We start from the raw sequence: 24285 nt of genomic DNA on the forward strand, positions 1-24285 counted from the left end.
CCGGTTACAGGTCCGCGTCCCGCAGGGTCTTCGTCACATCGGTGAAGCCCTCGCGGGCCGCCACGAGCCGGCCCTTCTCGACCACTTGCAGGGTCACGTGCGCGTTGACCAGCCGGGGGAAGCCGACGGCGGCGAGCTCGTCCTGGAACTTCCACTGCAGCGTGGGGGTGAGCCCGCCGGTGGTGACCTTCAGCCCGCCGTCCAGCGCCCCGCTCACGGTGTCGGCGGTCACCTCGCCGTCGCCGAGCGACTCGACGGTCTGCCGGAACACGGTGTAGGCGATCCAGGTGGTCTGCACCCCGGCGTCGGCCGCGTCGATCCGGTTGTCGCCGAACGCCTCCTGCTCGATCACCTTCTTCATACCGTCCCAGGCGGGGTCGCCGGCCGCCGGGTACCAGCCGGTGACGTACGACCCCTCGTACGGCCCCGACGCCCCGCCGGACGCGTCGATCGCCGACTGGTCGACGCTGCCCAGCACCGTCGCCGTGCGCACGTCGGGACGGTCGCCGCGGGCCCGCCGGAAGGAGTCCATGAAGGTGCCCGTGCGATCGCCGAGCGCGGGCACCACGCAGCCCTCCTCACCGGGCTCGGCGGTGGCGCGCTCCAGGGCCCGCCCCACCTGACTGTCGTACGCGGTGGCGGCCTCCACGGCGCGCTGGTCGCCCGCGGGGGCGTGCCCGCCCGCCTTGAGGCCCGAGTCGAGCAGCGGGGGCAGCTGGTCGCCCACGATGGTGTCGGGCCGGACCAGGGTGACCGGACCGCAGATGTCGGCGAGGGTGCGGCCGAGGCCGGCCAGCAGCGCCGGCTGCCCGCCGTTGACGGGGTAGGACAGGGGGCTGGTGAACTCGTCGTTGGTGATGCCGTAGCCGCCGATGTACGGGATGCCGGCGGCCTCCAGGGTGGGCAGGAAGGAGTCGGCGTACTGGCTGTAGGAGCCGACGACCGCGACGGCCTTCTCGTCGACCGCGCGCCGGGCGCACCGCGCGGCGGTCACGGTGTCGTTCTTCTCGTTGCAGGTCAGCACGTTCAGCCGGCGGCCGTTGATACCGCCCTGGGAGTTGACCCAGCGGGCGTAGGCCTGGGCGAACGCGGGCATGCCGGGCTTGTTGGTGGCGTTGGTGTCGTCGGGCGCCCACGTCATCACGGTGACGGTCTCGTCCCCGGAGCCCCCCGTGGCACCGGGGACGATCCCGCACCCGGCGGCGAGCGACGCGCACGCCACCAGCACGCCCGTGGTCAGGGCGCCGCCTCTGACGGGCCGGGTGAGGAGGCGGGAGAGGAAGGTGCTGCGGGTCTGTCGCCTGCCGGTCATGCCTCCGCACGATTCCGTCACATGGCCAACCTGGGAGTCACCTCTGTTCAACGCTGGGTGACGTGGAGGTGAATTGCGGGGTCCCCTGCGACGGGTGGGGCACGGAAACGTACGATCGACGACCGTGCAAGGTTCGGAGAACTCTTCCCGTCGCGGCCGTCGCTCCTCCACCATGGGCGGCATGCCACTCAACGACATGCCGTGGTGGCGCTGGCGCAGCAATGTGCGCTCCGCGCTGCACATGCTCTCCGACCCGGGCTTCCAGCGGGACGTCTGGCTGGCGGGCGTGCCCGGCTACGGGGACGTCACCGACGCCGTGTACCGGCTGGTCGAGGACACCTGGCTGGACAACTGGTCCGCCGAGAAGTACGTCGGCACGATCTTCCGCGACTCCCAGGAGGCGGCGCTCGTCGACACCGCGGTGCTGCGCGTGCTCCGGATCATGCACCAGGTCGGGCCGGACGCGCCGGTGATCGCCTACCTCGAGCACGAGGGCTGGCCGGAGGCGGTGCGCGCCGCGCGGGACGCCCACGTGCGGATGGCGACGAGCGACGGCGAGGACCCCGACGCCCCGCCCAGCACCCTCGAGGTGCTGCGCATCCTGACGCGGTCCGCGTAGCGGAACGGCCGGCCGGGCGCGACCCCGCGTGTGGGACCCTTTTCTCCATGAGCGAGCAGTCCACCCGAGCCGCGGCCCCGGCCGACCAGTACGTCCTCACCCTGTCCTGCCCCGACAAGCAGGGCATCGTGCACGCCGTGTCCAGCTACCTGTTCATGACCGGCTGCAACATCGAGGACAGCCAGCAGTTCGGCGACCACGACACGGGACTGTTCTTCATGCGCGTCCACTTCTCCGCGGACGCCCCGGTGACCGTGGAGAAGCTGCGGGCGAGCTTCACCGCGATCGGTGACGCCTTCCACATGGACTGGCAGATCAACCGGGCCGACGAGAAGATGCGCATCCTGCTCATGGTCAGCAGGTTCGGGCACTGCCTGAACGACCTGCTGTTCCGCGCGCGGACCGGCGCGCTGCCGGTGGAGATCGCCGGGGTGGTGTCCAATCACACCGACTTCGCCGAGCTGGTGTCTTCGTACAACATTCCCTTCCACCACATCCCGGTGCCCAAGGACGGCAAGCCGGAGGCCGAGGCCAGGCTGCTGGAGATCGTGCGCGAGGAGGGGGTCGAACTCGTCGTCCTCGCCCGCTACATGCAGGTCCTCTCCGACGACCTGTGCAAGCAGCTCTCCGGGCGGATCATCAACATCCACCACTCCTTCCTGCCGAGCTTCAAGGGCGCGAAGCCGTACCACCAGGCGCACGCCCGGGGCGTGAAGCTCATCGGCGCCACCGCGCACTACGTCACCGCCGACCTCGACGAGGGGCCGATCATCGAGCAGGAGGTCGAGCGGGTGGGGCACGACGTCACTCCCGACCAGCTCGTCGCCGTCGGCCGTGACGTGGAGTGCCAGGCGCTGGCGCGGGCGGTGAAGTGGCACGCGGAGCGCAGGATTCTGCTGAACGGCCGCCGGACTGTTGTGTTCGCCTGACAGCTCGGGGCCTCTGTCTCGTCGGCGGCCGCGCATTCGTGTGGGCCGGTCGCGCCCACGCGGCGGAGCCGCCACCGAAACAGCCCCGCGCCCCTGGAGGTGCGTCCACCGCACGTACCTCAGCGGCGCGGGGAACCGCGCGACCGGCCACCGACGGCCCGCAGGCGCCGATGCACCGTGACCGGCCCCCTACATCCTGCTCAGGCTCGCCGCGGCGAACAGCACGTCCCTGATCGCCGCTCGGTCCCCCTCCTGCCCGGCGGCAGCCTCCCGCGGCGGCACGTGCCCCGCGGCCAGCCTGCAGAACTCCGCTCCGTCCAGCGCGACATGGGCCACTTCGTGCTCCGCGGAGCCCTTCGCCGCGGGGGAGTCCAGCGGAATCAGCCACTCCCCGCCCCCGGACCCCTCGATCTCCAGCCGCAGGCTGCGCCCCGGCTCCCCGGCGGCGACCAGACGGCGTTCGACGGGGGAGGCCAGCCCGTGCAGCCGGCGGTGCTCCAGCACGGCGGGGAGCATCCGCGCGGCCAGGTCGACCATGCGGTGCAGATGCCGTCCGGAGGGCGGGTCGTAGGGGTAGTCCACCGCCTCGGCGATGTCCTCCGCGTGCACCCAGCACTCGAAGGCCCGGTCCAGCATCGCGTCGTGCAGCGGCAGTTCGAAGTCGCCGTAGGGCACCGTCGTCCGCCCGGTCCCGTCGCCCGTGAAGGACACCGTCCGCACGAGGGCGTGGGTCTGCTCCCGCCAGGGCGCGCGGACGGAGCGGTCGGGCGGGAGGCGGGCCGTCCGCCAGCAGGTCTCGGTCCGGTCCGACGGGGTGGGCCGGGCGGGTGCGGCGTCGCCGAGCGGGTCGTCCAGGCCGAGGGCGACCGCGACCAGCCCGTCGACCGTCAGCAGGTGCGCGATCACCCCGGCGACGGTGGTGCGGCGGCTGCTCGCCTCGTCGGCCTCGTACCAGCGCAGCCGCACCGGTGCCCGCCACTCGGCATCACCGAAGTCCTGGAGCAGTGCGTCCAGCCGCGCGGTCTCGGCGTCGTAGGCGACGGCCCACTCCGGTACGGGGACGCGCGGCGGGCGACGCTCCAGGCAGGAGTCGAGCACACGGGTGCGCAGCCCGGGGTCCAGGTCGAGGCTCTCGGGCCGCTGGAGCAGGCCGACCGCCTCGCGCAGCCGCAGCGCCTCGTCCGCGCAGTCGCCGCAGTCGCCCAGATGCTCCTCCACTGCTTCCGCCTCCGCCGGCGCGCAGGCGGCCAGCGCCCAGGCGCCCAGCAGTGACGTCAGGACGTGGTGCTCCAGCACGAGGGGCATACCGTCCGGCCCGTTTGCGGGGCGCGTGCCGGCTTTCCCCGTGTACGGCTCGCCGGGGTGCCCGGTCACGCGGCACCCCCGATTCCGGGCGGGGCGCCCGGGGCACCGGAGTCGTGGGCGGTGGCCAGCAGTTGCAGGCCGAGGCGGAGCCTGCGGCGGGCCTCGTCGTCGGTGACGCCCAGGTGCATGGCGGTCCGGCGGTAGTCCCGGCGCTCGAAGTAGGCCAGTTCCAGGGCGGCCCGCAGGGGCGCCGGCATGGACTGCACGATGTAGTCGGCGCGGGCGGCGACCGAGGCGTGCCGCACTGTGCGCTCCAGGTCCTCCGGGGTGCCGGGGCCGCCCCGGGCGAGCGCCGCGGTCTCGGTGGTGCGCAGCCGCCGCACGGCCAGCCGGGTGGTCAGCGCGGCGAGCCAGCTGCGCAGGGGGCCCTGCCCGGGGTCGTAGGAGTCCGGGTGCTCCCAGACGTGGGCGAAGACGTCGCGGGTGATGCCGTCGGCCGCGTGTTCGTCGCCGACGACGCGGTGGGCGAGGCCGTGGACGAGGGAGGCGAACCGGTCGTAGAGCTCACCGAGGGCGGCCGCCTCACCGCGCGCGAGCCGTTGCTGCATGGTGCGGTCCCATCGGGGCGGTACGTCCCTTTCCGGCATGCGGTCCCTCACCCCCTGTTCCTCCGCCGGGACCCCGGGCCGGTCGGTGCCCGGGGCCGGCGTGTGGCCGGCGACCCCATGAATGTAGTCGGCACGAACGTGGCCGCACGCCCCTTTGCGGCAATGTGCGCCCCCGGCGGAGCCGCAGGTGGTAAAGGGCCTCCGGGGCAAGTGAATTGCTCTTCGGGCCACGCCTACCCCTCCTCGGGTCGATCGGAACCGATCGAATCGGATTGAAGACGACTAAAACAAGCCCCTTTTGATCGGCGCCCGTTTTCGCGGCCGTGTTTCAGGGAACGGCCGGTGGGCAGCCGCGCTGCAAGGAAGCGTAGGCATTGCTTCCGTTTCGGCGAGCGAGGGGCGTGGTGGTGACCTTCCAAGTGACCGATCGGGAGCACGGCGAATGGGCCGTGCTCCGGGTGTCGGGCGAGCTCGACCTGATGACGTCCCCGGTGCTGCGCCAGCGGGTGCACGACGTGGTGGCCGAGGGCCGGCACAGCCTCGTCCTCGACCTCTCCGACGTGTGGTTCTGCGACTCGAGCGGGGTGGGCGTGCTCATCGCCTCCCGCCGGCTGCTGCGCTCCTGCCAGGGCAGCCTGCGGCTGATCCTCCCCGCGCGGGGGGCCGCCGACGGCAGCCACGTCAACAAGGTGCTCGGTGCCCTCGGCGTCCGCCGCCTCTTCGAGATCCACCCGGACGTCCCCTCCGCCCTCGACGAGGACTCCCGTCCGCTGTCCGCCTGAGCCCCGCCCGGCCGGACGGCGTGCGTCGTGCGACCGCTCACACGTGTCACACGGTTGTCCCGTTATTCCCCCGGTCTTGGTCCGGGCGCCGTTTTCGGGCTCCCGGCGGCCCTTCACCACGTACGCTCCCTGCGAGACGACCCCACTGACCTAAGGCGGCCTGAAAGAGACATGGTCACCAGCGAGTACGAGCGCAGGATCGCGGCGCGGTTCGCCACCTTCGACCAGGACGGCAACGGCTACATCGACCGCGAGGACTTCAGCGGAGCGGCCAAGGCGCTGCTCGCCGAGTTCGGCACCGCCGCCCGTTCCGACCGGGGCCAGGCCCTGTACGTCGGCGCCGAGGCGTTCTGGCAGGGCATGGCGGGGATCGCGGACCGGGACGGCGACCAGCGCATCACGCGCGAGGAGTTCGTGAACGGTGCCGTCAAGCGGCTGCGGGACAACCCGGAGCGCTTCGCCGAGATCGCCCGCCCCTTCCTGCACGCGGCGCTCGCCGTCGCCGACACCGCGGGGGACGACGCGGTCGGCGTCGAGAACACCGCGCGCATGCTCGAAGTGCTCGGCGTCGCCGGGGAATTCGCCGGTACGGTCGCCGCCGCGCTGGACACGGACGGTGACGGCAGGATCGGTGAGGAGGAGATCGTCCGGGCCTTCGCCCGCTACTTCACCGTGCCCGAGTGACGCGCCCCGCGCGGATGTCGCGGATTGTGGCATTCCCGTGATCACGGAGCGTTGATGCGGGCTTGTGTCCTCCGCGTGACTCGTCACGGCCCGGAGTCGGATGTCCGCTCCGGTACCTTGTGTGGGATGCGAGTCGTTGTGAGCACGCACCGCGCCGGAGTCGCCCCCGAGGCGACTCCGTCTCCGCTGGTGCCTGCGGTTGCTCGCCGGGCGTCCGGGCGGATTTCCGCCGCCTGTTCGACTTCCCGTGGTGAGCGTCGCACAGTATGCCGCACGGGTACTCCTTCGCGCTGGAATATGCCCGAAGCGCTTGTTGGCGTGACTGTACGTCAACCATGCTGTCTCACGCGGGATTCACTTTCCGTGACTCCCGTCCAGGCCATTGTTCTGGGCATGCAGAAAATGGCTACGATCGTGGCCCTCGTGAGGCGCGAGTCCAAGTGTCCGCCGGTTCGGATGGTGTGAGCGGTGCAGGTGCTTCAAGTGCAGCTGGAGATCCGGCCCGACCCCGCTGAGGTGGGACGGGCCCGGCGGTGGGCCCGCTCACGCCTGGCCGGGTCCGGCATAGGGGCCGACGAACCCCTGGCCGAGACGCTGATCCTGCTCGTCTCGGAGCTCGTCACCAACGCCGTGGTGCACACCGGCTGTCCCGCCGTGCTGCGGCTGTCCCTGCCGGGCGCGGGGACGGCCGGGGAGGCCATCGTCCGCCTGGAGGTGGCCGACCGCAGCAACCGGGCACCGGTGCCCCGCTGTGTGGACGGCCAGTCGACCGGCGGGCGCGGGCTCGCCCTCGTGGACGGCCTGGCCGACCGCTGGGGCTGGAGCTCCGAGGGCACGGGCAAGCGCATCTGGTGCGAACTGGACCGCTGCGCGGGGAAGTCCGGGGCCGCTCCGGCCTGCGGCGGGGGTGCCGCGGCGTACGACGGGCTGGCGTACGAAGCCGTGTGAGAACACACGGTGTACGGGTGCACGGTGGGCCGGCCGCGCGGGACGGCGTGTGAACCGGTGCGCCGGGTGTGCTTCCGTGCGCGGTGCGCGCGAACAGGGCATATACCGCATACGCCGCCGTCTCACCCGAACCGGTGTTGACGCGCCGTGACTGTTTGATCACGCTGGTCGTCAGCGATTCGCCGCGAGGGGACGGCGAGGGCCCGACGACGGGAGCCCTCGACGAGTGTGGGTCGTGAGTCGGCGCCGTGTCCTCCAGGACCGAGGGGAAGCCGGGCGGGGGCACCGGAGCCGAAGAGCGGTGCGGCGCTGCCGTGCTCGGGGCGGACAGCGCCGCGCCGCCGCCGACGACAGGAGCGCCCCGGTTGTCCACAGGCTGTGGACAACCGTCCGCTCACCTCGCGGCCGAGGGGGCGGCCGGCGCGTCCTGCCGTCCGCCGGCCGCCCGGAAGGTCCGCCGGTACGCCGTCGGCGTCACCCCCAGCGCGGCCTGGAGGTGCTGCCGCATCGACTGCGCCGTACCGAAACCGGCGTCCCGCGCCACCTGGTCGACGGAGAGATCGGTGGACTCCAGCAGATGCCGGGCCCGCTCCACCCGCTGCTGGGTCAGCCACTGCCCAGGGCTGATCCCGGCCTCCTCCCGGAAACGGCGGGTGAAGGTGCGCACCGACATCGCCTCCCGCGCGGCCATGTCCCGCAGCTGGATCGGCTCGTGCAGCCGGCCCAGCGCCCACGCGCGGGCGCCGCTCGTCGACGCCTGCTGCGGGTCGGGCACCGGCCGCTGGATGTACTGGGCCTGACCGCCGTCGCGGTGCGGCGGTACGACGGTGCGCCGGGCCACGTCGTTGGCCACGGCGGCCCCGTGGTCGCGCCGCACCATGTGCAGGCACAGGTCGATGCCGGCCGCGACACCCGCCGAGGTCAGGATGTCGCCGTCGTCGATGAACAGCACGTCCGGGTCGACCTCGACCCGTGGGAAGAGCCGCTGGAGCCGCTCGGCGTCCGCCCAGTGCGTGGTCGCGCGGCGCCCGTCGAGGTGCCCCGCGGCGGCGAGGACGTAGACGCCGGTGCAGATGGACGCGATCCGGGTGCCGGGCCGGATCAGGGCGAGGGCGGCGGCCAGTTCGCCGGTCAGCTCACCGCGCTCGTAGACCGGGCCGAGTTCGTAGGAGGCCGGAATGATCACCGTGTCCGCGGTGGCGAGGGCCTGAGGGCCGTGGGCGACGTGGATCGCGAAGTCGGCGTCGGTCTCGACCGGCCCGGGCGGCCGGACGGAGCAGGTGACGACCTCGTACAGCCGCCGCCCCCGCCCGTCGCGGGGGCTGCCGAAGATCCGGTGCGCGATGCCCATCTCGAAGGGCAGCAGCCCGTCGAGTGCGAGGACGACGACCCGGTGGCGGCGGACGTCGGCGGACGGGTGCGGGAGTTCGGCCGGATCCATGGCCCGATCCTAACGAACGCTGTCCTTCGGGCCACTGGATGCGGCGGCCCCCGGCCCCGGAAGCTCTATGACGTGACCCAGACAAGCGAGACAGCCGCCGTCGTGGAGCCGCCCGCGGGCGGCCGCGGAACCGCCCGCACCCGCGTCCACCGCGCGTGGTTCGTCGCCGCCGTCACCTTCGTGACGATCATCGGCGCCGCCGCCTTCCGTTCCGTGCCGGGCCTGTTCATCGACCCGTTGCACGACGAGTACGGCTGGTCGCGCGGGACCATCGGCGCCGCGGTCTCCGTGAACCTCGCGCTGTACGGCCTCACCGCGCCCTTCGCGGCGGCGCTGATGGACCGCTACGGCATCCGCCGGGTGGTCGCGGTGGCCCTCACCGTGATCGCGCTCGGCTCGGGACTGACGGTCTGGATGACCGCGGCCTGGCAGCTGATGCTGTGCTGGGGCCTGCTCGTCGGCCTCGGTTCCGGCTCCATGGCGCTGGCCTTCGCCGCGACCGTCACCAACCGCTGGTTCACCGAGCGCCGGGGCCTGGTCAGCGGCATCCTCACCGCCGCGTCCGCCTCCGGGCAGCTGATCTTCCTGCCCGTGCTGTCCTGGATCGTCGACCGGTACGACTGGCGGCCCGCCGCCGTCACGGTGGCGCTCGCCGCCCTCGCGGTGGTGCCGTTCGTCTGGCTGCTGCTGCACGACCATCCGGCCGACGTGGGGCAGAAGCCCTACGGGGCCGAGGAGTTCGTGCCCAAGCCCGCGCCCGTGCCGGGAGCGGCCCGGCGGGCGGTGACCGTGCTGTTCTCGGCGGTGCGGACCGGGCCCTTCTGGCTGCTCGCCGGTACCTTCGCGATCTGCGGCGCCTCGACGAACGGGCTGATCCAGACGCACTTCGTGCCGGCCTCGCACGACCACGGCATGCCGATCACGACCGCGGCGTCGCTGCTGGCCGTCATCGGGGTGTTCGACGTCGTCGGGACGGTGGCGTCCGGGTGGTTCACCGACCGGTACGACTCGCGGCGGCTGCTCGCCGTGTACTACGCGCTGCGCGGGGTCTCACTGCTGTTCCTGCCGATGCTGCTGGCGCCGGGCGTGCATCCGCCGATGATCTTCTTCATCGTGTTCTACGGGCTCGACTGGGTGGCCACGGTGCCGCCGACGCTGGCGCTGTGCCGCGAGCACTACGGGGACGACAGTCCGATCGTGTTCGGGTGGGTGCTCGCTTCCCACCAGGTGGGGGCGGCGGTCGTCGCCTTCGTGGGGGGTGTCGCCCGGGACGCGTTCGGGTCGTACGACGTGGTCTGGATCGCGTCGGGGGCGTTGTGCGCCGCGGCGGCGCTGATGGCGCTGGTGATCCGGCGGCCGGCCGCCGCGCCGGCTGCTGCTGCGTGAGGTTCCCGGGGATGGCGGGCCGGGGGGCGTGGCGCGACCCGGCGCCTACGGCGTGCCGCTGCGCCCACCCGTGCCGCCCTGGGGGTACCTCCCAGGCCCTTGAGGCACTGGGGGAGGCACGACTTGCCCGCAGCCGGGTGCGCGACCCTGTTCGCGGCTACGTCGTGGGGAGGCGGGAGGCTTCCGCCGTGCGGGATATCGCCTTCGCTATGCGCCGCGCGTCCAGGGCCAGTTCGCGCAGGTTGCCGCTGATCGGGTTGGTGTAGCCGGTGAAGTGCAGGCCGGGGGCGCCCGGCGCGCTGCGGGGGCCGTGGGCCACGGGTCTGCCGCGTTCGTCCAGGACGCCGAGGTCACCGACCAGCGTCTCCAGGCCCCGCGCGTAGCCGGTGGCCGCGATGACCGCGTCCGGGGCGACGCGCTCGCCGTCGGCCAGGACGACCCGGCCCTCCTCGAACCCCTCCACGGCGGCCACGATCTCCACCGTCCCCTTGCGCACGGCGTCGATCAGGCCGACGTCCTGCACGGGGATGGCGCCCTCGCGCACCCGGCTGTAGAGACCGGAGTCGGGGCGGGGGAGACCCTGGGCGGACAGGTCGGGCAGGGCAAGCCGCGCCTGGACGCGGCACAGCCGGTCGACGAGGCCGACCGGAAGCCGCCGGACCAGGACGCCCGAGTACTGCGCCGGCCAGCCCGCGGTCGAGCGGCGCACGATGTGCGGCGGGGTCCGCACCGCCAGCCGCACCCGGGAGGCGCCCCCCTCCACCAGGTCCACGGCGATCTCGGCGCCCGTGTTGCCGACGCCCACGACGAGCACGTCCCGGCCGGCGTAGGGCTTCGGGTCGCGGTAGGCGCAGGCGTGCAGGAACTCGCGGGTGTAGGTGTCCCGCCCGGGCCAGTCGGGGACGCGCGGGGTGTGGTTGTAGCCCGTGGCGACGACGACCGCCGCCCCGGTCAGCTCCCGGCCGCCGGTGGCGTGCAGCAGCCAGCCCGTGCCGTCGGGGGTGCGTTCGACGCGGGAGACCTCGACACCGGTGACGATCTCCAGACGGTGGTGCTCGGCGTACTTCTCCAGGTACCGGACCACGTCGTCCCTGGCCGGCCACCGTCCGAACCGGCGCGGCATCGGCAGCCCGGGCAGGGCGGACAGCCGCCGGGTGGTGTGCAGGCGCAGCCGGTCGTAGTGGCGCCGCCAGGAGTCGCCCACGTGGCCGGACCGCTCCAGGACGACGGCCCGTATTCCCCGGGCACGCAGGGCGTAAGCGACGGAGAGTCCGCCCGGTCCGCCGCCGATGACGTAGACGGGGCGGTCCGCCGGGTTCGGCGCGGTGGGCTGCGCGGAGGGGGAGGAGTCGGCCATGAGCGCGAGCGTAATCCCGCACCTGGTTGATGGGTCTCGGTCAAGACCGGAATTGGTTGCGGATTGATCACATCGTTCCACCGGTGCCGCGGGCTTGAATGGAACCCATGGCCGACACACGCAAGCGCACCCGCTTCCGCCCGCTGCCCGAACTCCACGGCCACGGTCTGCACCTGCGCCCGTGGGACCCGGCGTCACCCGCCGACGTCGACGTGTGGCTGCGCGGCACGACCGATCCCGAGTTCCGGCGCTGGAACACCCCGCTCAGGCCGGTCACCGACCGGGCCGGTGCCCGGGAGGCACTGCGCGCACGGGCGGAACAGGCCGCCGACGGCGGTGCCGCCTCCTTCCGGATCGAGGACGCGGGCACCGGTACGGCGCTCGGTCACATCGGCGTCAACGAGATCCGCCCCGCGCTGCGCGTCGGCCGCGTCGGCTACTGGGTGCTCCCCGAGGCCCGCGGCCGGGGCGTGGCCACCCGGGCGCTGCTGCTCGCCGCGCGCTGGGCGTTCACCGGACTCGGCCTGCACCGGCTGGAGCTGGACCACGCCGTGGGGCACGAGGCGTCCTGCCGGGTGGCCGAGCGGTGCGGGTTCCGTTACGAGGGGACGATGCGCGGGGCGGCCTTCGCGGCGGACCGGCACGACGCCTTCCGCGACGCCCACCTGCACGCCCGTCTCGCCACCGACCCCGAACCGCGCGGTCCGGTGACTACGGCCAGAGCAACTCCCTGACCCAGCCGCCGGCCGCCCGCCGGTAGCGCAGCCGTACGTGCCGCCGCCGGTCGTCGCCCTGGAAGAACTCCACCTCGTCCGGCCGCAGGCGGTACAGCGTCCAGGACGGCACCGGCGTCCCCGGCTCCCGGCGCGCCCGCTCCCAGGCCCCGTCCGAGGCCCGGGTCAGCTCCTCCACCGAGCCGAGGACCTCGCTCTGCCTGCCGGTCAGGGCGGCGGCCAGCGCCCCCGTGGAACGGGCGTGCAGATCCGCCTGCGCCTCCTCGGCCGTCGCGGTCCCGACGGGCCCGCGCACCCGCACCTGACGGCCCAGCACGGGCCAGTAGAAGGCCAGCGCGGCATACGGGCGGCCGGCGAGCTGGCCGCCCTTGCGGCTGTGCGCGTGGGTCGCGAAGGACCAGCCGTCGTCGTCCGCGCCGTGCAGCGTCACGATCCGCACGTCCGGCAGGCCCTCGGCGTCCGCCGTGGCCAGCGACATGCTGTGCGGCTCCGCCTGTCCGGCCGCCGCCGCCTGAGCCAGCCACCGCGCGAACAGCGGCAGTGGCTCGGCGGGTGCGGCGTCCGGGTCGAGCGGTCGCAGGGCGGTGACCGCCGGGTCCCACACCCGCAGGGACCGCAGCAGCTCGTGGAGATCGGGTTCCATGCCCCGATTGTCGGGTGTCCGGCTCGCTCAGACCGAACCGAGGTCCGAGGAGACCCACCGTTCGGGCCGCATTCGCACGACGACCTGCTCACCGTGGGCCTTCCAGGCGAAGTCGACGTACCCCTCGACCTTGTCGGCCGGGAGGTAGCGGGCGGAGATCTCCCGCAGCAGTCCGATCGTCGCGGGGGCGGTGTCGACGACCGGGCCCTCGACGGAGACGTAGCGGATGGTGGGTTCGACGCGGTCCACCATGAGCGAGAACCGCCCCGCCGCCCCGATCAGCCGGTTCTTGCGCGAGTCGAGGCCGGTCATGATCCATACGTCGCCGCCGGGCGCGTACTGGTACCAGATCGGCACGGTGAGGGGGGCGCGGCCGTCCTCCGCGGCGACCGAGAGTGCGGCGACGTGGGGTTCGGCCAGGAACTGTTCACGCTCCGCGCGGGTCAGGGCCATGACGGTTTCCTCCTGCGGCTGCTGCGTCGGGTGCCCACGGCCGGGGCACTCCGGCGTGGGGTCGGACTCGAAGGGGGACAACGCCGACCGCACGGGGCCTTGTTCCTCCGTGAGGTCCACCCTCGGGCACCGCTCCGTCCCACGCGACAGGCGGCGGTCCACCGGGGTGGACCGCCGCCTGGCTGACAGGACTTGAAGATCGCGTGGGGGGTGTGCCGCCGGGCGGCTACTTCGTCGGCTTCCTGCCGGTGACCCCCAGGTGCACCAGCAGAGCCAGGTTGGGCTTGAGCTCCGCCTGCTTGACGCCCCAGGAGGAGAAACCTTTCTGGTGCGACGCCACGGCCGCGAGCATGGCGACCAGGGCGCCCGCGACCGCGCCGGGATTCACGTCCTTGTCGATCCGCCCCTTGGACTGCAACTCGGCGACGGAGTCGGCCAGCGAGGTGTTCACCGCGTTCAGGACCTTCATGCGGATCTTGTAGAAGCGCTTGTCGCCCTCCGCCGCGCCGAGGTCCACGACCCGCAGGATCGCGTCGTGCCGGCGCCAGAACTCCAGGAAGCCGTCGACGAGTTCCTGAGCCGTCTGCCAGCCGGCCCGCCCCGCCCAGGAGCGGCCCTCCACCAGCGCGGTCAACCCTCCGCTCTCCGCCGCCATTTCCTCGGCCAGCTCCAGGACGGCGCCCTCGACGTCCGGGAAGTACTGGTAGAAGGTGGCCGGAGAAGTCCCCGCGCGGCGGGCGACGTCGATGACTTTGACATCCCGGTAGGGCGAGGAGCTGAGCATCTCGCTGAGGCAGTCGAGCAGCTTCTGCCGGGTCGCCTGCCCACGCCGGCCGGCCACGCGGCCGTCGACGGTACGCACTTGTCCTGTCATGCCGTCAGCTTACCGACGGGTGATCCGAGCGCGATTCGGCCGACTGCAAATGGGGTGGTCGGGTGCCCGGACGCTGGTGTGCCTGGTCTGCGCGGTGCGGGCCGCGCCGTTAGTTTGGCGGCATGGCCGAAAACAGGGCATCGGAGTACACGGAGGGCACCCCGTGCTGGGTGGACGCGCAGCTTCCCGACGTGGAGGCGGGCAAGCGGTTCTACGGTGAGCTCTTCGGGTGGACCTTCGAGGACCAGCCCCAGGGGACCGTCCGGGCGCTGAAGGACGGGGAACCCGTCGCCTCCCTCGACCACAAGCCGGACGGCCGGCTGCCGACCGTGTGGACGGTGTCCTTCGCCACCCCGGACGCCGGGGCGCTGTGCGCGCGGATCCGCGCGGGCGGCGGGCAGGTCGTCTCCCCGCCGCTGCCCTTCGGCGACCTGGGCTCCACCGCGCTCGTCACCGATCCCGAGGGCGCCGTGTTCGCCCTCTGGCAGGGAGCGCGGACCCCCGGCTTCGGCCGCCGTCACGAGCCGGGCACCTTCGCCTGGGTGCAGCTCTACACGCGGGACACCGAGGCGGCGAACACCTTCTACGGCGACCTCTTCCACGACGCCCTGTTCGGTCCGGACGCCGACCCCGACTTCGGCCGCGCGCCGGTCACCGACGTCTTCGCCGCCGAGATGCCGCCCCACTTCCTCGTCCACTTCGCCGTGGAGGACCTGCCGGCCGGTCTGGCGCGGGTCGCCCGGCTCGGCGGCCGGGTCCAGGTCCCGGCCTTCGACGCGTCCTACGGCACGGTCGCCGTGGTCACCGACGATCAGGGGGCGTCCTTCGCGCTGCTGCGCCGCTGATCCGTTTCCGCCCCCCATGTCATATGTAAACCTGGACACCCGATTTGTCGGCCGGTTCGCAACCGGGGGCCCGGACAGGAAGAATCGGGGTGCGTGCCGCCACGGCGGTGCGGTGGTGAGACGCTGCACTACGGTCGCGCACAGGTGGTGGCGCGACTCGTACGGGGAGGTGGCAGGCAAGTGGTGGATCAGCTGACGCAGCACGATCCGCGGCGTATCGGGCCGTTCGAGGTGCTGGGACGGCTGGGAGCCGGCGGCATGGGGCTGGTCTATCTCGCGCGCTCGGCGTCCGGCCGGCGGGTGGCGATCAAGACGGTCAGGACCGAACTGGCCGAGGACCAGCTGTTCCGCGTCCGCTTCACGCGCGAGGTGGAGGCGGCCCGCGCGGTCTCCGGCTTCTACACCGCGGCCGTCGTGGACGCCGATCCGCGCGCCGCCGTGCCGTGGCTGGCCACCGCGTACGTCCCCGCGCCCTCCCTCGAGGAGATAGTGAACGAGTGCGGGCCGCTCCCGGCCCAGGCGGTGCGCTGGCTCGCGGCGGGCGTCGCGGAGGCGCTCCAGTCGATCCACGGCGCCGGACTCGTCCACCGCGACCTCAAGCCCTCCAACGTCCTCGTGGTCGAGGACGGCCCCCGGGTGATCGACTTCGGTATCGCCTCCGGCGTCTCGAACACCCGCCTGACGATGACGAACGTCGCCGTCGGCACCCCCGCCTACATGTCCCCGGAGCAGGCCAAGGACTCGCGCAGCGTCACCGGCGCCAGCGACGTCTTCTCGCTGGGCTCGATGCTGGTCTTCGCCGCCACCGGCCACCCGCCCTTCCACGGCGCCAACCCCGTGGAGACCGTGTTCATGCTGCTCCGCGAGGGCCCGGACCTCGACGGCCTCCCGGACGAACTGCGCCCGCTCATCGAGGCCTGCATGCAGATGGAGGCCACGGCCCGGCCCAACCCCGCCGACCTCCAGGCCCAGCTCGCCCCGCACCTCTTCGGCTCCGGAACCGACGACAGCGGTACGGCGTCGGCGTGGCTGCCCGAGCGGGCGGTGAGCCTGATCGAGACGCGCCGCGGCGGCCGTCCGGCGGCCAAGCCGGCGCACGGGGCCGGCCGCAGCGCCGGCGGCGCCCGTCCGCACGTGCCGCCCCCGCCCCCGCACGACCCGGTCGTCCCGCCACCCCCGTCCCGGCCGGCCCCGGTGGGCGCGCCCGCGGGCGCGTCCGTGGCGGCCCCCGCGGTCGCGCCCGACACCGGCCCCGTACGGCTGGCGGGCGCGGCGGTCCCCATCGGTCCCGGCCCGCGCGTCGCCGACACGCGCGCGGCCGCCGTCAGGGCGCCCGGGCCGGAGGCCGCCCTGGCCGCCACCTGGTCCAAGCCCCGCCCCGGCGTCAACGGCGCCGACCCGGCCGTACCGGCACCCGCCGCGCCCCCCGAGCACCCCAGCGGCTGGCGTCCGTGGCGCTTCCGGATGTCCAACGACGTCTGGGGCACCCCGGCCGTCGACGGCGACCTCGTCTACGTCACCTCCTTCGAGGTGCACGCCCTCGACGTCGCCACCGGCCGGCGCCGCTTCAAGACCCGGGACGTCGCCTGGTCGATGGCGGTCGCCGACGGCCGTATCCACGCCTCCGACGGACCCACCCTGTTCGCCCTCGACGCCCGTGAGGGCGGCGACCTGTGGCGGCTGTCCACGGACGCCTGGGTGTACTCGCTCAAGGCCGACCGCGGCACCGTCGTCACCGGCACGCGCGGCGGCGGCGTCCAGGCGTGGGAGGCGTCCACAGGCCAGAAGCTGTGGGAGGTCACCGGCTGCCAGACCGACTTCGAGTCCCCGGAGGCCGGACCGTCCGTCCACGACGGCACCGTCTACGTCTGGCAGGACGCCCGCCTGCGCGCCCTGGACGCGCGTACCGGCGACGAGCGCTGGGCGTACCCGATCGGCGACGCGGCCTCCTGCGGCGGCGTCCCGGTCCGGCTCACCCACGCCCCCGACGGCTACCTCTACGTCTCCGCCGGCACCCGCGTCCTCGCCCTGGAGGTCACCTCCGGACACGTCCGCTGGCACTTCGAGGCCCCTGCGGTCTTCCTGTGCCCGCCGGCCTTCGTGCCGGGCCCGGCGGTGACCGGCGGCGGCGTGTACCTCGCCGACTACCTCGGCACGGTCTACGCCCTCGACGCCACCGACGGCCGCGACCGCTGGCGCATCGCCACCGAGTCCCGCGCCTCGGCCGAACCGGTCCTGGTCGCCGCCGGCCACGTCCACGTGGGCAGCGGCAAGGGGCTGTACACCCTGGACGCGGTGACGGGCACGCCCAAGTGGCGCTTCCAGTCCGGTGGCGAGATCGTCGGCGCCCCCGCGGTCGCCGAGGGCCGTATCCACTTCGGCTCCAGCGACCACCTGCTGTACACCCTGAAGGCCGACGACGGCCGCCTGCGGTGGAAGCTGGCGACCGGCGGCGAGATCACCGGCTCCCCGGTGGTCCGGGACGGCGTGGTGTACGCGTGCAGCAAGGACCGCTGCGTGTACGCGCTGGACGCGGAGAAGGGGACGGGCACGGCGCGCACGACGTGAGCGCGGTCCGGGACGGCCGTCGTGCCGGTCGCACGGAAGGGGCGTCGGACGGCGGCCGCCGCTGCGGGGAGCGGCCCGATCGCCACTCCCACCGCAGACGCTACGCCGGGTGCGCGACGGTCGCCAGGCAGTGACATGCCCGTGACACGGGGATCGCTAGCCTGACGGACATGACTTCCCGGGGGAACACACTCAAACTCACAGCGGTCTCGGCCCTCGTCGTGCTCACCCTCACCGGGTTCTCGACCGGCCGCGGCCACGGCGGTAACAGCGGCGACGGGGGAGGGGGCGGCTGCAGCAGCTCCGACCAGAACCACGACTCGTCGGGCACGGGCGGCTCCCACCGCGACTACGACGATGACGACGACTACGGTGACACGGGCGCCGGCAGCGGCGGTTCCTCCAGCGGCACGAGCGCGTCCTCGTCCCTCCAGGACGCCACGGTGGAGCTGCTGACCTGCGCCTCGAAGAAGACGCCGTACGCCACCGTCGAGGTCACCAACCCCAACACCGTCGCCGGCACCTTCACGGTCACGGTGACCTTCGAGAACGGCACCGGCGGCATGCTCGCCTCCCGCACGCAGACCGTCGACGTCCCCGCGGGCGACACGGCGACGGCCCGGGTGGACGCCGGTGACGGCGCGGATGTGACCCGCGTCGCCGAGTGCGACCCGGACCCGTACGCCCCGGCGGCCCGCTGACCCTTTCGGACACACGTCGGCCGCGACGGCTCCCCCTCCGCGCCGCCGCGGCCGATCCCCGTGTGGAAGGAAGGTCTACTTGCCGTCCCGGTCCAGGTCCAGGGCGGGCGGGGCGGGCATGCTGTTGTCCAGCGTGGTGATGGCCTCACCCGTGGCGGGCCCGCTCGGCATGCTGTTGTCCTGCGTGGTGGCGCCCCCGTCCTTCGGCGGCGCGGGCATGCTGTTGTCCTGCGTGGTGGCGTCCGCGTCCTTGTTGATGTCGCTCATCGAGTTGACTTCCTCTGGGTCGTGGCGAGTCGGGAACGCCCGTCCGGAAGCTCCCCCGAGGACCGCCGGACGGGCGTTCGGAGCCGCAGATTAACCGGTCCGGCTCCTGTGGGACCGCCTGCCCCCCGACGCGACGGTCCGACTGCTTCGAGAGTGCCGGGCACCGATAAACGAATGCTGAACGCCGGCTGCCACGCGGGCGGCGGCGGCGCTCAGGCCGCCGAGGCGCCGTTCAGCAGCCTGCGCATCTCGGCGGCTTCCACGGCCCCGCACTGCTCGTACAGGTTGAGCGCCTCCTGCCAGCATGCCCTCGCCCGGTCCGCCTGACCCAGCGCGAAGAGTGAACGGCCCAGCAGGGCCACGACGTTCCCGCGCATCCTGTCGCCTCCGACACAGCCCAGCGCGAGTGCCTGGTCGGCGTGCTGGGCGGCCTGCGCGGGGCGGGCGGCGTCGAAGTGCACCTCGGCCATGCGGAAATGGGTGTTGCCCACCCAGAGCCGCTGCCGGTGCTCGGTGAAGATGTCCTGGGCGTCGATGAACTGGCCCAGCGCCTCGGCGTGACGGTCGGCCTTGGCCAGCGCCAGGCCGAGGGCGAAGTGCGCGCTGGCGCGCCGCATGGGCCGGCCCAGTTCGGAGTGGACGGCGAGACTGTGCCGGGCGATGTCGACTGCCCTGGAGACGTTGCCGAGGCCCAGATGGGCGCGCGAGAGGTTGGCGAGCGTCACGGCCTCACCGAGACGGTTGCCGGCCGCACGGTGTCCCTCGATCGCCTGGTCGAAGAAGGCCTCACCCGCCGAGTACCGCCCCTGGTGCAGGCAGATCAGCCCCCGGTCGTTGGCCACCCAGCTGACCGCGGTCGCGTCCCCCGCGGAGGCCGCAAGTTCCATGGCGCGGTGTGCCTCCTCCCCGGCCTGCTGGATACGGCCGTAGACCAGCAGCACGTTGGTGAGGGTCGTCCGTGCCCTTCCCTCGGCGCGGGCGTCCCCGGCGGCCCGTGTGGCGTCGCACAGGGAGCGGGCCGTCGTCTCGTACTGGTGGGAGTTGGCCCCCGACTCGATCAGGTCCTTGGCCGCCCAGAGCAGGTCCACCGCCCGCCTCAGCCGGTCCGTGCCCGCCGACTGCTGCACGCAGGCCAGCAGGGGCGAGGCCTCGCTGTACAGCCAGTCGAGCGCCGCGGACCCGTCGTCGAAGCGCAGCCCCGGATACACGGTGGCTTCCAGGTCGTCCACCAGCCGGTCCCCCGGCCGTTCGATCGCGTACACCCCCGCCGCCGTGGCCAGGTAGAAGTCCAGCAACCGGGACAGTGCCGACTCCCTTTCGCCCGGCGGCTGTTCGTCGCGCTCGGCGCACGCACGCGCGTAGAGCCGCACCAGGTCGTGGAAGCGGTAGCGGCCCGGTGCCGCCGACTCCAGCAGGGACGTGTCGACGAGGGACTCCAGCAGGTCCTCCGTGTCCTCCGCCGGCAGGTCCAGGACCGCCGCTGCCGCCGCCAGCGAGATGTCCGGGCCGTCCGCCAGGCCCAGCAGCCGGAAGGCGCGGGCCTGGGCGGGCTCCAGCTGTCCGTAGCCCAGCTCGAAGGTGGCCTTGACCGCCAGGTCGCCCGCCTGGAGCTCGTCCAGGCGGCGGCGCTCGTCGGCGAGCTTCGCCGCCAGGACCGAGACGGTCCAGGTGCGGCGCGCCGCCAGACGGGACGCGGCGATGCGGATCGCCAGCGGCAGGAAGCCGCACGCCGCCACCACGTCCAGAGCCGCCTCGCGTTCGGAGGCGACGCGCTCCTCGCCGACGATCCTCGTGAAGAGCGCCAGCGCCTCCTCCGGTGACATCACGTCCAGGTCCACCAGGTGGGCGCCGGCCAGGCCCACCATCCGGACCCGGGAGGTCACCAGGGCCGCGCAGCCCGCCGTACCCGGGAGCAGGGGGCGCACCTGGGCCGCGTCCCGCGCGTTGTCCAGCAGGACCAGGACCCTGCGGCCGTCCAGCACCGAGCGGTACAGCGCCGCCCGTTCCTCCAACGAGTCCGGGATCGCCGAGTCCGCCGTGCCGAGGGCGCGCAGGAAGGAGCCCAGGACCGTCTCCGGTTCGGCCGCGCGGGCGCCGGCGCCCTGGAGGTCGACGTAGAGCTGGCCGTCCGGGAAGGCGGTGCGGGCCTGGTGGGCCACGTGGACCGCCAGGGTCGTCTTGCCGACGCCGCCGATGCCGGCCAGCGCCGACACCGCCATCACCCGGCCCTCGTTGCCGGACGCCGCCGCGAGGACCTCGCTCAGCTCCCGTACCGAGGACGCGCGGCCCGTGAAGTCGGGCACGGTCGCGGGGAGCTGGGCCGGGCGGACGGGGACCGCGACCGGCTCCGCCATGGGTGCGGCGGGCTCCGCGAGACCCGGGTCGGCCCTCAGGACGCGCTGCTGGAGTTCCTGGAGGCCGGGGCGCGGGTCGACGCCGAGTTCGTCGGCGAGCAGGCGGCGGGTGTCGGCGTACACCGCCAGGGCCTCCGCCTGGCGCCCGCTGCGGTAGAGCGCGAGCATGAGCAGTTCGCGCAGCCGCTCCCGCAGGGGATGCGCCGCCGTCAGTGCCGTCAGTTCCGACACCGCCTCCGCGTGGCAGCCCTGGTCCAGGTCCATCTCGAGCCGGGACTCCAGGAGTTGGAGCCGCCATTCCTCCAGGCGGACCCGCTGGGCCTCCGCGTAGGGGCCGGGCACCCCGGCCAGTGTCTCGCCGTCCCACAGGGACAGGGCCCGGTTGAGCGCGTCGCGCGCGTGGCGCAGGTCCCCGGTGTTGCGGGCCTTCTCCGACTCCGCCGCCAGCTCCTGCGCCGCCGCGAGGTCCAGCGCCCCCTCGCCGAGCCCGCGCACCGCGTAACCGCCGGACTCGCTGATCAGGACCCCGGGGTCCAGCACCTTCCGCAGCCGGGAGGCGTACGTGCGCACCGCGGCCAGCGCCTGCGAGGGCGGCTCCTCGCCCCACAGGGCGTCGATCAGCTCGGCCGCCGTGGCCGTACGGCCCTCGCGCAGCAACAGGGCGGCGAGCAGCGCCCGTTGCTGAGGGCTGCCGGTGGCGAGCGGCTCGTCGTCGCGCCAGGCGCGCACCGGACCGAGCACGCCGAAGCGCAGCGCCCCGTGCTCCGCCGAGGCACCGGGACGCCGCTGCTCCGGTCCTCGCGGCACACCGTCCATGCAGTCCCCCTCCACATCCTGTGCAACCAAGCCAGTTTGCCTTCTCCCGGCGGATGCGTCAGCCGTGCGAGACACCGATCACACGGGGACCGGCGGCCCGCCACCGGGCCCACACAATTCGACCTCAGTCGTCCAGATCCACCCGCACCGTCAGCAGCCCCGCACCGAAGGCCCGTACGGCGGCGCTGTTGAACCGGGGCAGGAGACGCAGCCGGGCGACGGGGTCGTCGTCGGGCAGGAGGTGGGCGGTGCCGGTGTGCCAGCGGCCCCGGACGCGCACCCGCACCCGGGGGTCCGCCTTGATGTTGCGGACGTACTGCGACCGTTCGCCGAACTCCGACACCAGCCAGAAGGAGTCCCCCACCCGCCGCCCGCCCACCGGGGTCGCGCGGGGGAGGCCGGTGACCCGGCCGGTGGTCTCCAGGAGGGTCTGCGACGGCAGCCGGCGCAGGACGGGGTTGATCCGGCGCTGGAAGGCGGTGGCGGCCCGGTACTTGCGTTCGGCGCGAGAAGTCATCGTGCGCCGAGCCTACCGGCGGCCGCGGACCGCGTCCCGGGCCGGACCACCGGCGGTGTGCGGCCTCGGCGACGAGTGAACCTCCCCGCGGCGGACCTCGTCCTCCTCTCCGGCACCCGTCGGCGGATCGCAACCGCCGGGTGGCGTCGCCGAACCGTCCCGTCCCGAACCCGTCCGGCAGGAGAGACACGACATGCGGACACCTCTGTGCCTGCTGGGCGGACCCGGCGTGCGTGACCGGGCCGCACACGGCCACGACGCGGACCGGTTCGCCGAACTCGGCTCCGTCACCAAGGTCTTCACCGGGACCGTCCTGACCCGGCTGGACCGGGCGGGCACGGTCGCCCTCGACGCACCGCTCGAGGAGTACCTGGAGGAGGTGCCCCGGGGGACCGGCATCACCCTCCGGCACCTCGCCGAGCACACCTCGGGTCTGCCCCGCCTCGCCCCCGTACCGCCCGGCCCGCCCGGGGACCCGTACGGCGCCTTCGACGAGCAGGCCCTGCGGCGGTCGCTGCGCGACCTCGGCCGGCTGCGCACGGGCAGGCTCGGCGAGGAGCTGTACTCCAACCTCGGTTACGCGATCCTCGGTCACGCCCTCACCACCGCCACCGGACTGCCGTACCAGCGTCTGGTGGACGAGCACGTCCTGCGGCCCCTCGGGCTGGAGGACGGCGCGGTCACCGCCGTCCCCCCGGAAGGCCGGCGGCTCGTACCGAGGGACCTGTTCGGCCGGCCGCGCCTGTGGACGCTGACCGGGCCGGTCCTGCCGGCCGGCGGCCTGTGGTCCACCTGCAGGACCATGGCGGACGTCCTGGTCGGCCTGCTCGTCGACCGCAGGCTCGGCCCTCCCGCCCCCACCTGGCGGCGGGGCCGGTCCGTCCTGTGGCACAACGGCGCCACCGCCGGCTCGTCCGTGGTGGCCGCCGCGCACGACGACGGCCGCTGGCTGCTGCTCCACCGCCTGGGCCGCCCGGCCCGCACCGACCGTCTCGCCCGGCGGATCCTCGCCGCCGCCCCGCCGCACGACGGCAGCTGAGTTCTCCCGGCTCGCCCAGCACGTCGACGACCTCGGCCACGGCCAGGAGCTGTTGCGGGGCGCGGATCGCACGGCCGCCGTGGTCCTGACCGCCCTGCGGTGCGGCCCGGCGCCGCACCGTCCGGCCGCGCCGCCGCCCGCGCGACCTGTTCCGACCGGTCGGTATGGACAGGGGAGTTCCGCCCGGGTATTGATGGGGCGTCGTCCGCGTACGAAAGGCCGCCCATGCGCATCGCCGTCACGATCTTCCTCACCGACGAGACGATCACCCCGACCCGGCTCGCACGTGAGCTGGAGCAGCGGGGGTTCGCCGGGCTCTACCTGCCCGAGCACACCCACATCCCCGTCGAGCGGACCAGCCCCTACCCGGCGGGCGGGGAGCTGCCCCGGGAGTACGGCCGCACCCTGGACCCCTTCGTCGCGCTCGGGCAGGCCGCGGCCGTCACCGAGCGGCTCGGCGTGGGCACCGGCATCACGCTCGCCGCCCAGCACGACCCGATCGACCTCGCCAAGCAGGTCGCGACCCTGGACCACCTCTCCGGCGGCCGGTTCACGCTGGGGCTCGGCTTCGGCTGGAACGTCGAGGAGGCCGCCGACCACGGGGTGGAGTGGCGCACCCGGCGCGAGCTGGTGCGCGACCGGATGGGGCTGATGCGGGCGCTGTGGGCGGAGGAACCGACGGCTTACGAGGGCGAGTTCGGCAGCGTACGGGCGAGCTTCGCGCACCCCAAGCCGGTGCGGAAGCCGCGCGGTCCCGTGGTCGGTCCGCGCACGCTGGTCGGCGGGGCGGCCGGACCGAAGCTGTTCGCGCACATCTGCGAGTACGCCGACGGCTGGCTGCCGATCGGCGGCCGGGGCCTGACCGAGTCGCTGCCCCTGCTGCGGACGGCCTGGGCCGGCGCGGGCCGCGACCCGGGCGACCTCCAGGTCGTGCCGTACGCCGTCCTCCCCAGCGCGGGCAAGCTGGCCCACTTCGCCGAGCTGGGCATCGAGGAGGCCGTGGTGCAGCTGCCCCCGGCGGGGGAGGCGGAGGTGCTGCGGGCGCTGGACGCCTACCAGCCGTTCGTGGACGGCCAGGGGGCCTGATCACTCCGAACGTATGC

The 24285-nt window shown here is 73.7% G+C and carries 23 protein-coding genes; 12 read left to right on the forward strand and 11 right to left on the reverse strand.

What is annotated here, in order from left to right; genetic code table 11:
* Positions 1–4: 4 nt before the first annotated feature.
* A complete protein-coding gene (locus F1615_RS10820; RefSeq protein WP_149548697.1) occupies positions 5–1312 on the reverse strand; it encodes an ABC transporter substrate-binding protein in 1308 nt (435 codons plus the stop codon).
* Between the two features lie 181 nt (positions 1313–1493).
* On the opposite strand from F1615_RS10820, the gene F1615_RS10825 reads away from it, so the two are divergent.
* Positions 1494–1931 (forward strand): SCO4402 family protein, encoded by a 438-nt coding sequence (locus tag F1615_RS10825; RefSeq protein WP_244328691.1) that lies wholly within the window; start codon positions 1494–1496, stop codon positions 1929–1931.
* A 47-nt stretch (positions 1932–1978) separates the two neighbouring features.
* Complete coding sequence (gene purU / locus F1615_RS10830) at positions 1979–2860, forward strand: formyltetrahydrofolate deformylase (RefSeq protein ID WP_149548698.1); 882 nt, start codon at positions 1979–1981, stop codon at positions 2858–2860.
* 189 nt (positions 2861–3049) lie between these two features.
* Here the strand turns inward: purU and F1615_RS10835 are convergent, their stop codons facing one another.
* Both F1615_RS10835 and F1615_RS36965 read right to left on the reverse strand, forming a co-directional pair.
* Entirely contained in the window at positions 3050–4234 is a 1185-nt protein-coding gene (locus F1615_RS10835) for a maleylpyruvate isomerase N-terminal domain-containing protein (protein WP_341873425.1), read from the reverse strand.
* Positions 4231–4812, reverse strand: a complete 582-nt coding sequence (locus tag F1615_RS36965; RefSeq protein WP_149548945.1) for a sigma-70 family RNA polymerase sigma factor — start codon at positions 4810–4812, stop codon at positions 4231–4233. The genes F1615_RS10835 and F1615_RS36965 overlap by 4 nt, the downstream gene beginning before the upstream one ends.
* 362 nt (positions 4813–5174) lie before the next feature.
* On the opposite strand from F1615_RS36965, the gene F1615_RS10845 reads away from it, so the two are divergent.
* The 3 genes from F1615_RS10845 to F1615_RS10860 all read left to right on the forward strand — a co-directional run bounded on the left by F1615_RS10845 (position 5175) and on the right by F1615_RS10860 (position 7187).
* Entirely contained in the window at positions 5175–5555 is a 381-nt protein-coding gene (locus tag F1615_RS10845; protein WP_149548700.1) for an STAS domain-containing protein, read from the forward strand.
* A 171-nt stretch (positions 5556–5726) separates the two neighbouring features.
* Positions 5727–6239, forward strand: a complete 513-nt coding sequence (locus tag F1615_RS10850) for an EF-hand domain-containing protein (protein WP_149548701.1) — start codon at positions 5727–5729, stop codon at positions 6237–6239.
* Between the two features lie 483 nt (positions 6240–6722).
* Complete coding sequence (locus F1615_RS10860; RefSeq protein ID WP_167533722.1) at positions 6723–7187, forward strand: ATP-binding protein; 465 nt, start codon at positions 6723–6725, stop codon at positions 7185–7187.
* A gap of 394 nt (positions 7188–7581) precedes the next feature.
* On the opposite strand, the gene F1615_RS10865 is transcribed toward F1615_RS10860, so the two are convergent.
* Positions 7582–8628 (reverse strand): GlxA family transcriptional regulator, encoded by a 1047-nt coding sequence (locus F1615_RS10865; protein ID WP_149548704.1) that lies wholly within the window; start codon positions 8626–8628, stop codon positions 7582–7584.
* Between the two features lie 72 nt (positions 8629–8700).
* On the opposite strand from F1615_RS10865, the gene F1615_RS10870 reads away from it, so the two are divergent.
* Positions 8701–10014 (forward strand): MFS transporter, encoded by a 1314-nt coding sequence (locus F1615_RS10870; protein ID WP_149548705.1) that lies wholly within the window; start codon positions 8701–8703, stop codon positions 10012–10014.
* A 157-nt stretch (positions 10015–10171) separates the two neighbouring features.
* On the opposite strand, the gene F1615_RS10875 is transcribed toward F1615_RS10870, so the two are convergent.
* Positions 10172–11371 (reverse strand): flavin-containing monooxygenase, encoded by a 1200-nt coding sequence (locus tag F1615_RS10875; protein ID WP_149548706.1) that lies wholly within the window; start codon positions 11369–11371, stop codon positions 10172–10174.
* A gap of 107 nt (positions 11372–11478) precedes the next feature.
* On the opposite strand from F1615_RS10875, the gene F1615_RS10880 reads away from it, so the two are divergent.
* Positions 11479–12105: a GNAT family N-acetyltransferase gene (locus F1615_RS10880; protein ID WP_149548707.1), complete on the forward strand. Its 627-nt coding sequence runs from the start codon at positions 11479–11481 to the stop codon at positions 12103–12105.
* On the opposite strand, the gene F1615_RS10885 is transcribed toward F1615_RS10880, so the two are convergent.
* The 3 genes from F1615_RS10885 to F1615_RS10895 all read right to left on the reverse strand — a co-directional run bounded on the left by F1615_RS10885 (position 12083) and on the right by F1615_RS10895 (position 14063).
* The gene (locus tag F1615_RS10885) at positions 12083–12748 is read right to left on the reverse strand and encodes a pyridoxine/pyridoxamine 5'-phosphate oxidase (protein WP_149548708.1); all 666 of its coding nucleotides are present in this window, start codon (positions 12746–12748) and stop codon (positions 12083–12085) included. The genes F1615_RS10880 and F1615_RS10885 overlap by 23 nt on opposite strands.
* A gap of 27 nt (positions 12749–12775) precedes the next feature.
* A complete protein-coding gene (locus F1615_RS10890; RefSeq protein ID WP_149548709.1) occupies positions 12776–13201 on the reverse strand; it encodes a pyridoxamine 5'-phosphate oxidase family protein in 426 nt (141 codons plus the stop codon).
* Between the two features lie 226 nt (positions 13202–13427).
* Positions 13428–14063: a TetR family transcriptional regulator gene (locus F1615_RS10895; protein WP_149548946.1), complete on the reverse strand. Its 636-nt coding sequence runs from the start codon at positions 14061–14063 to the stop codon at positions 13428–13430.
* 134 nt (positions 14064–14197) lie between these two features.
* On the opposite strand from F1615_RS10895, the gene F1615_RS10900 reads away from it, so the two are divergent.
* The 3 genes from F1615_RS10900 (at position 14198) to F1615_RS10910 (ending at position 18189) form a co-directional block, all read left to right on the forward strand.
* The gene (locus F1615_RS10900) at positions 14198–14920 is read left to right on the forward strand and encodes a VOC family protein (protein ID WP_149548710.1); all 723 of its coding nucleotides are present in this window, start codon (positions 14198–14200) and stop codon (positions 14918–14920) included.
* Between the two features lie 180 nt (positions 14921–15100).
* Entirely contained in the window at positions 15101–17488 is a 2388-nt protein-coding gene (locus F1615_RS10905) for a PQQ-binding-like beta-propeller repeat protein (protein ID WP_149548711.1), read from the forward strand.
* A gap of 170 nt (positions 17489–17658) precedes the next feature.
* Positions 17659–18189: a hypothetical protein gene (locus tag F1615_RS10910; RefSeq protein WP_149548712.1), complete on the forward strand. Its 531-nt coding sequence runs from the start codon at positions 17659–17661 to the stop codon at positions 18187–18189.
* A gap of 75 nt (positions 18190–18264) precedes the next feature.
* Here the strand turns inward: F1615_RS10910 and F1615_RS10915 are convergent, their stop codons facing one another.
* The 3 genes from F1615_RS10915 to F1615_RS10925 all read right to left on the reverse strand — a co-directional run bounded on the left by F1615_RS10915 (position 18265) and on the right by F1615_RS10925 (position 22143).
* Positions 18265–18456 (reverse strand): hypothetical protein, encoded by a 192-nt coding sequence (locus F1615_RS10915; RefSeq protein WP_149548713.1) that lies wholly within the window; start codon positions 18454–18456, stop codon positions 18265–18267.
* 212 nt (positions 18457–18668) lie between these two features.
* A complete protein-coding gene (locus F1615_RS10920) occupies positions 18669–21626 on the reverse strand; it encodes an AfsR/SARP family transcriptional regulator (RefSeq protein WP_149548714.1) in 2958 nt (985 codons plus the stop codon).
* A 124-nt stretch (positions 21627–21750) separates the two neighbouring features.
* The gene (locus F1615_RS10925; protein WP_149548715.1) at positions 21751–22143 is read right to left on the reverse strand and encodes a nitroreductase/quinone reductase family protein; all 393 of its coding nucleotides are present in this window, start codon (positions 22141–22143) and stop codon (positions 21751–21753) included.
* Between the two features lie 193 nt (positions 22144–22336).
* Between F1615_RS10925 and F1615_RS10930 the strand changes: the two genes are divergently transcribed.
* Both F1615_RS10930 and F1615_RS10935 read left to right on the forward strand, forming a co-directional pair.
* Positions 22337–23182, forward strand: a complete 846-nt coding sequence (locus F1615_RS10930) for a serine hydrolase domain-containing protein (RefSeq protein WP_149548716.1) — start codon at positions 22337–22339, stop codon at positions 23180–23182.
* Positions 23183–23407: 225 nt separating this feature from the next.
* On the forward strand, positions 23408–24268 hold the full coding sequence (locus F1615_RS10935; protein WP_149548717.1) for an LLM class F420-dependent oxidoreductase: 861 nt from the start codon (positions 23408–23410) through the stop codon (positions 24266–24268).
* Positions 24269–24285 lie beyond the last annotated feature (17 nt).

This window comes from Streptomyces marokkonensis, from assembly GCF_008312835.1.
Taxonomy (GTDB): domain Bacteria; phylum Actinomycetota; class Actinomycetes; order Streptomycetales; family Streptomycetaceae; genus Streptomyces; species Streptomyces marokkonensis_A.

Coding starts and splice junctions, on each gene's coding strand:
- F1615_RS10820 (WP_149548697.1), bottom strand. CDS start 1,312: ATGACCGGCAGGCGACAGACCCGCAGCACCTTCCTCTCCCGCCTCCTC.
- F1615_RS10825 (WP_244328691.1), top strand. CDS start 1,494: ATGCCACTCAACGACATGCCGTGGTGGCGCTGGCGCAGCAATGTGCGC.
- purU (WP_149548698.1), top strand. CDS start 1,979: ATGAGCGAGCAGTCCACCCGAGCCGCGGCCCCGGCCGACCAGTACGTC.
- F1615_RS36965 (WP_149548945.1), bottom strand. CDS start 4,812: ATGCCGGAAAGGGACGTACCGCCCCGATGGGACCGCACCATGCAGCAA.
- F1615_RS10850 (WP_149548701.1), top strand. CDS start 5,727: ATGGTCACCAGCGAGTACGAGCGCAGGATCGCGGCGCGGTTCGCCACC.
- F1615_RS10865 (WP_149548704.1), bottom strand. CDS start 8,628: ATGGATCCGGCCGAACTCCCGCACCCGTCCGCCGACGTCCGCCGCCAC.
- F1615_RS10875 (WP_149548706.1), bottom strand. CDS start 11,371: ATGGCCGACTCCTCCCCCTCCGCGCAGCCCACCGCGCCGAACCCGGCG.
- F1615_RS10880 (WP_149548707.1), top strand. CDS start 11,479: ATGGCCGACACACGCAAGCGCACCCGCTTCCGCCCGCTGCCCGAACTC.
- F1615_RS10885 (WP_149548708.1), bottom strand. CDS start 12,748: ATGGAACCCGATCTCCACGAGCTGCTGCGGTCCCTGCGGGTGTGGGAC.
- F1615_RS10890 (WP_149548709.1), bottom strand. CDS start 13,201: ATGGCCCTGACCCGCGCGGAGCGTGAACAGTTCCTGGCCGAACCCCAC.
- F1615_RS10900 (WP_149548710.1), top strand. CDS start 14,198: ATGGCCGAAAACAGGGCATCGGAGTACACGGAGGGCACCCCGTGCTGG.
- F1615_RS10910 (WP_149548712.1), top strand. CDS start 17,659: ATGACTTCCCGGGGGAACACACTCAAACTCACAGCGGTCTCGGCCCTC.
- F1615_RS10915 (WP_149548713.1), bottom strand. CDS start 18,456: ATGAGCGACATCAACAAGGACGCGGACGCCACCACGCAGGACAACAGC.
- F1615_RS10920 (WP_149548714.1), bottom strand. CDS start 21,626: ATGGACGGTGTGCCGCGAGGACCGGAGCAGCGGCGTCCCGGTGCCTCG.
- F1615_RS10925 (WP_149548715.1), bottom strand. CDS start 22,143: ATGACTTCTCGCGCCGAACGCAAGTACCGGGCCGCCACCGCCTTCCAG.
- F1615_RS10930 (WP_149548716.1), top strand. CDS start 22,337: ATGCGGACACCTCTGTGCCTGCTGGGCGGACCCGGCGTGCGTGACCGG.
- F1615_RS10935 (WP_149548717.1), top strand. CDS start 23,408: ATGCGCATCGCCGTCACGATCTTCCTCACCGACGAGACGATCACCCCG.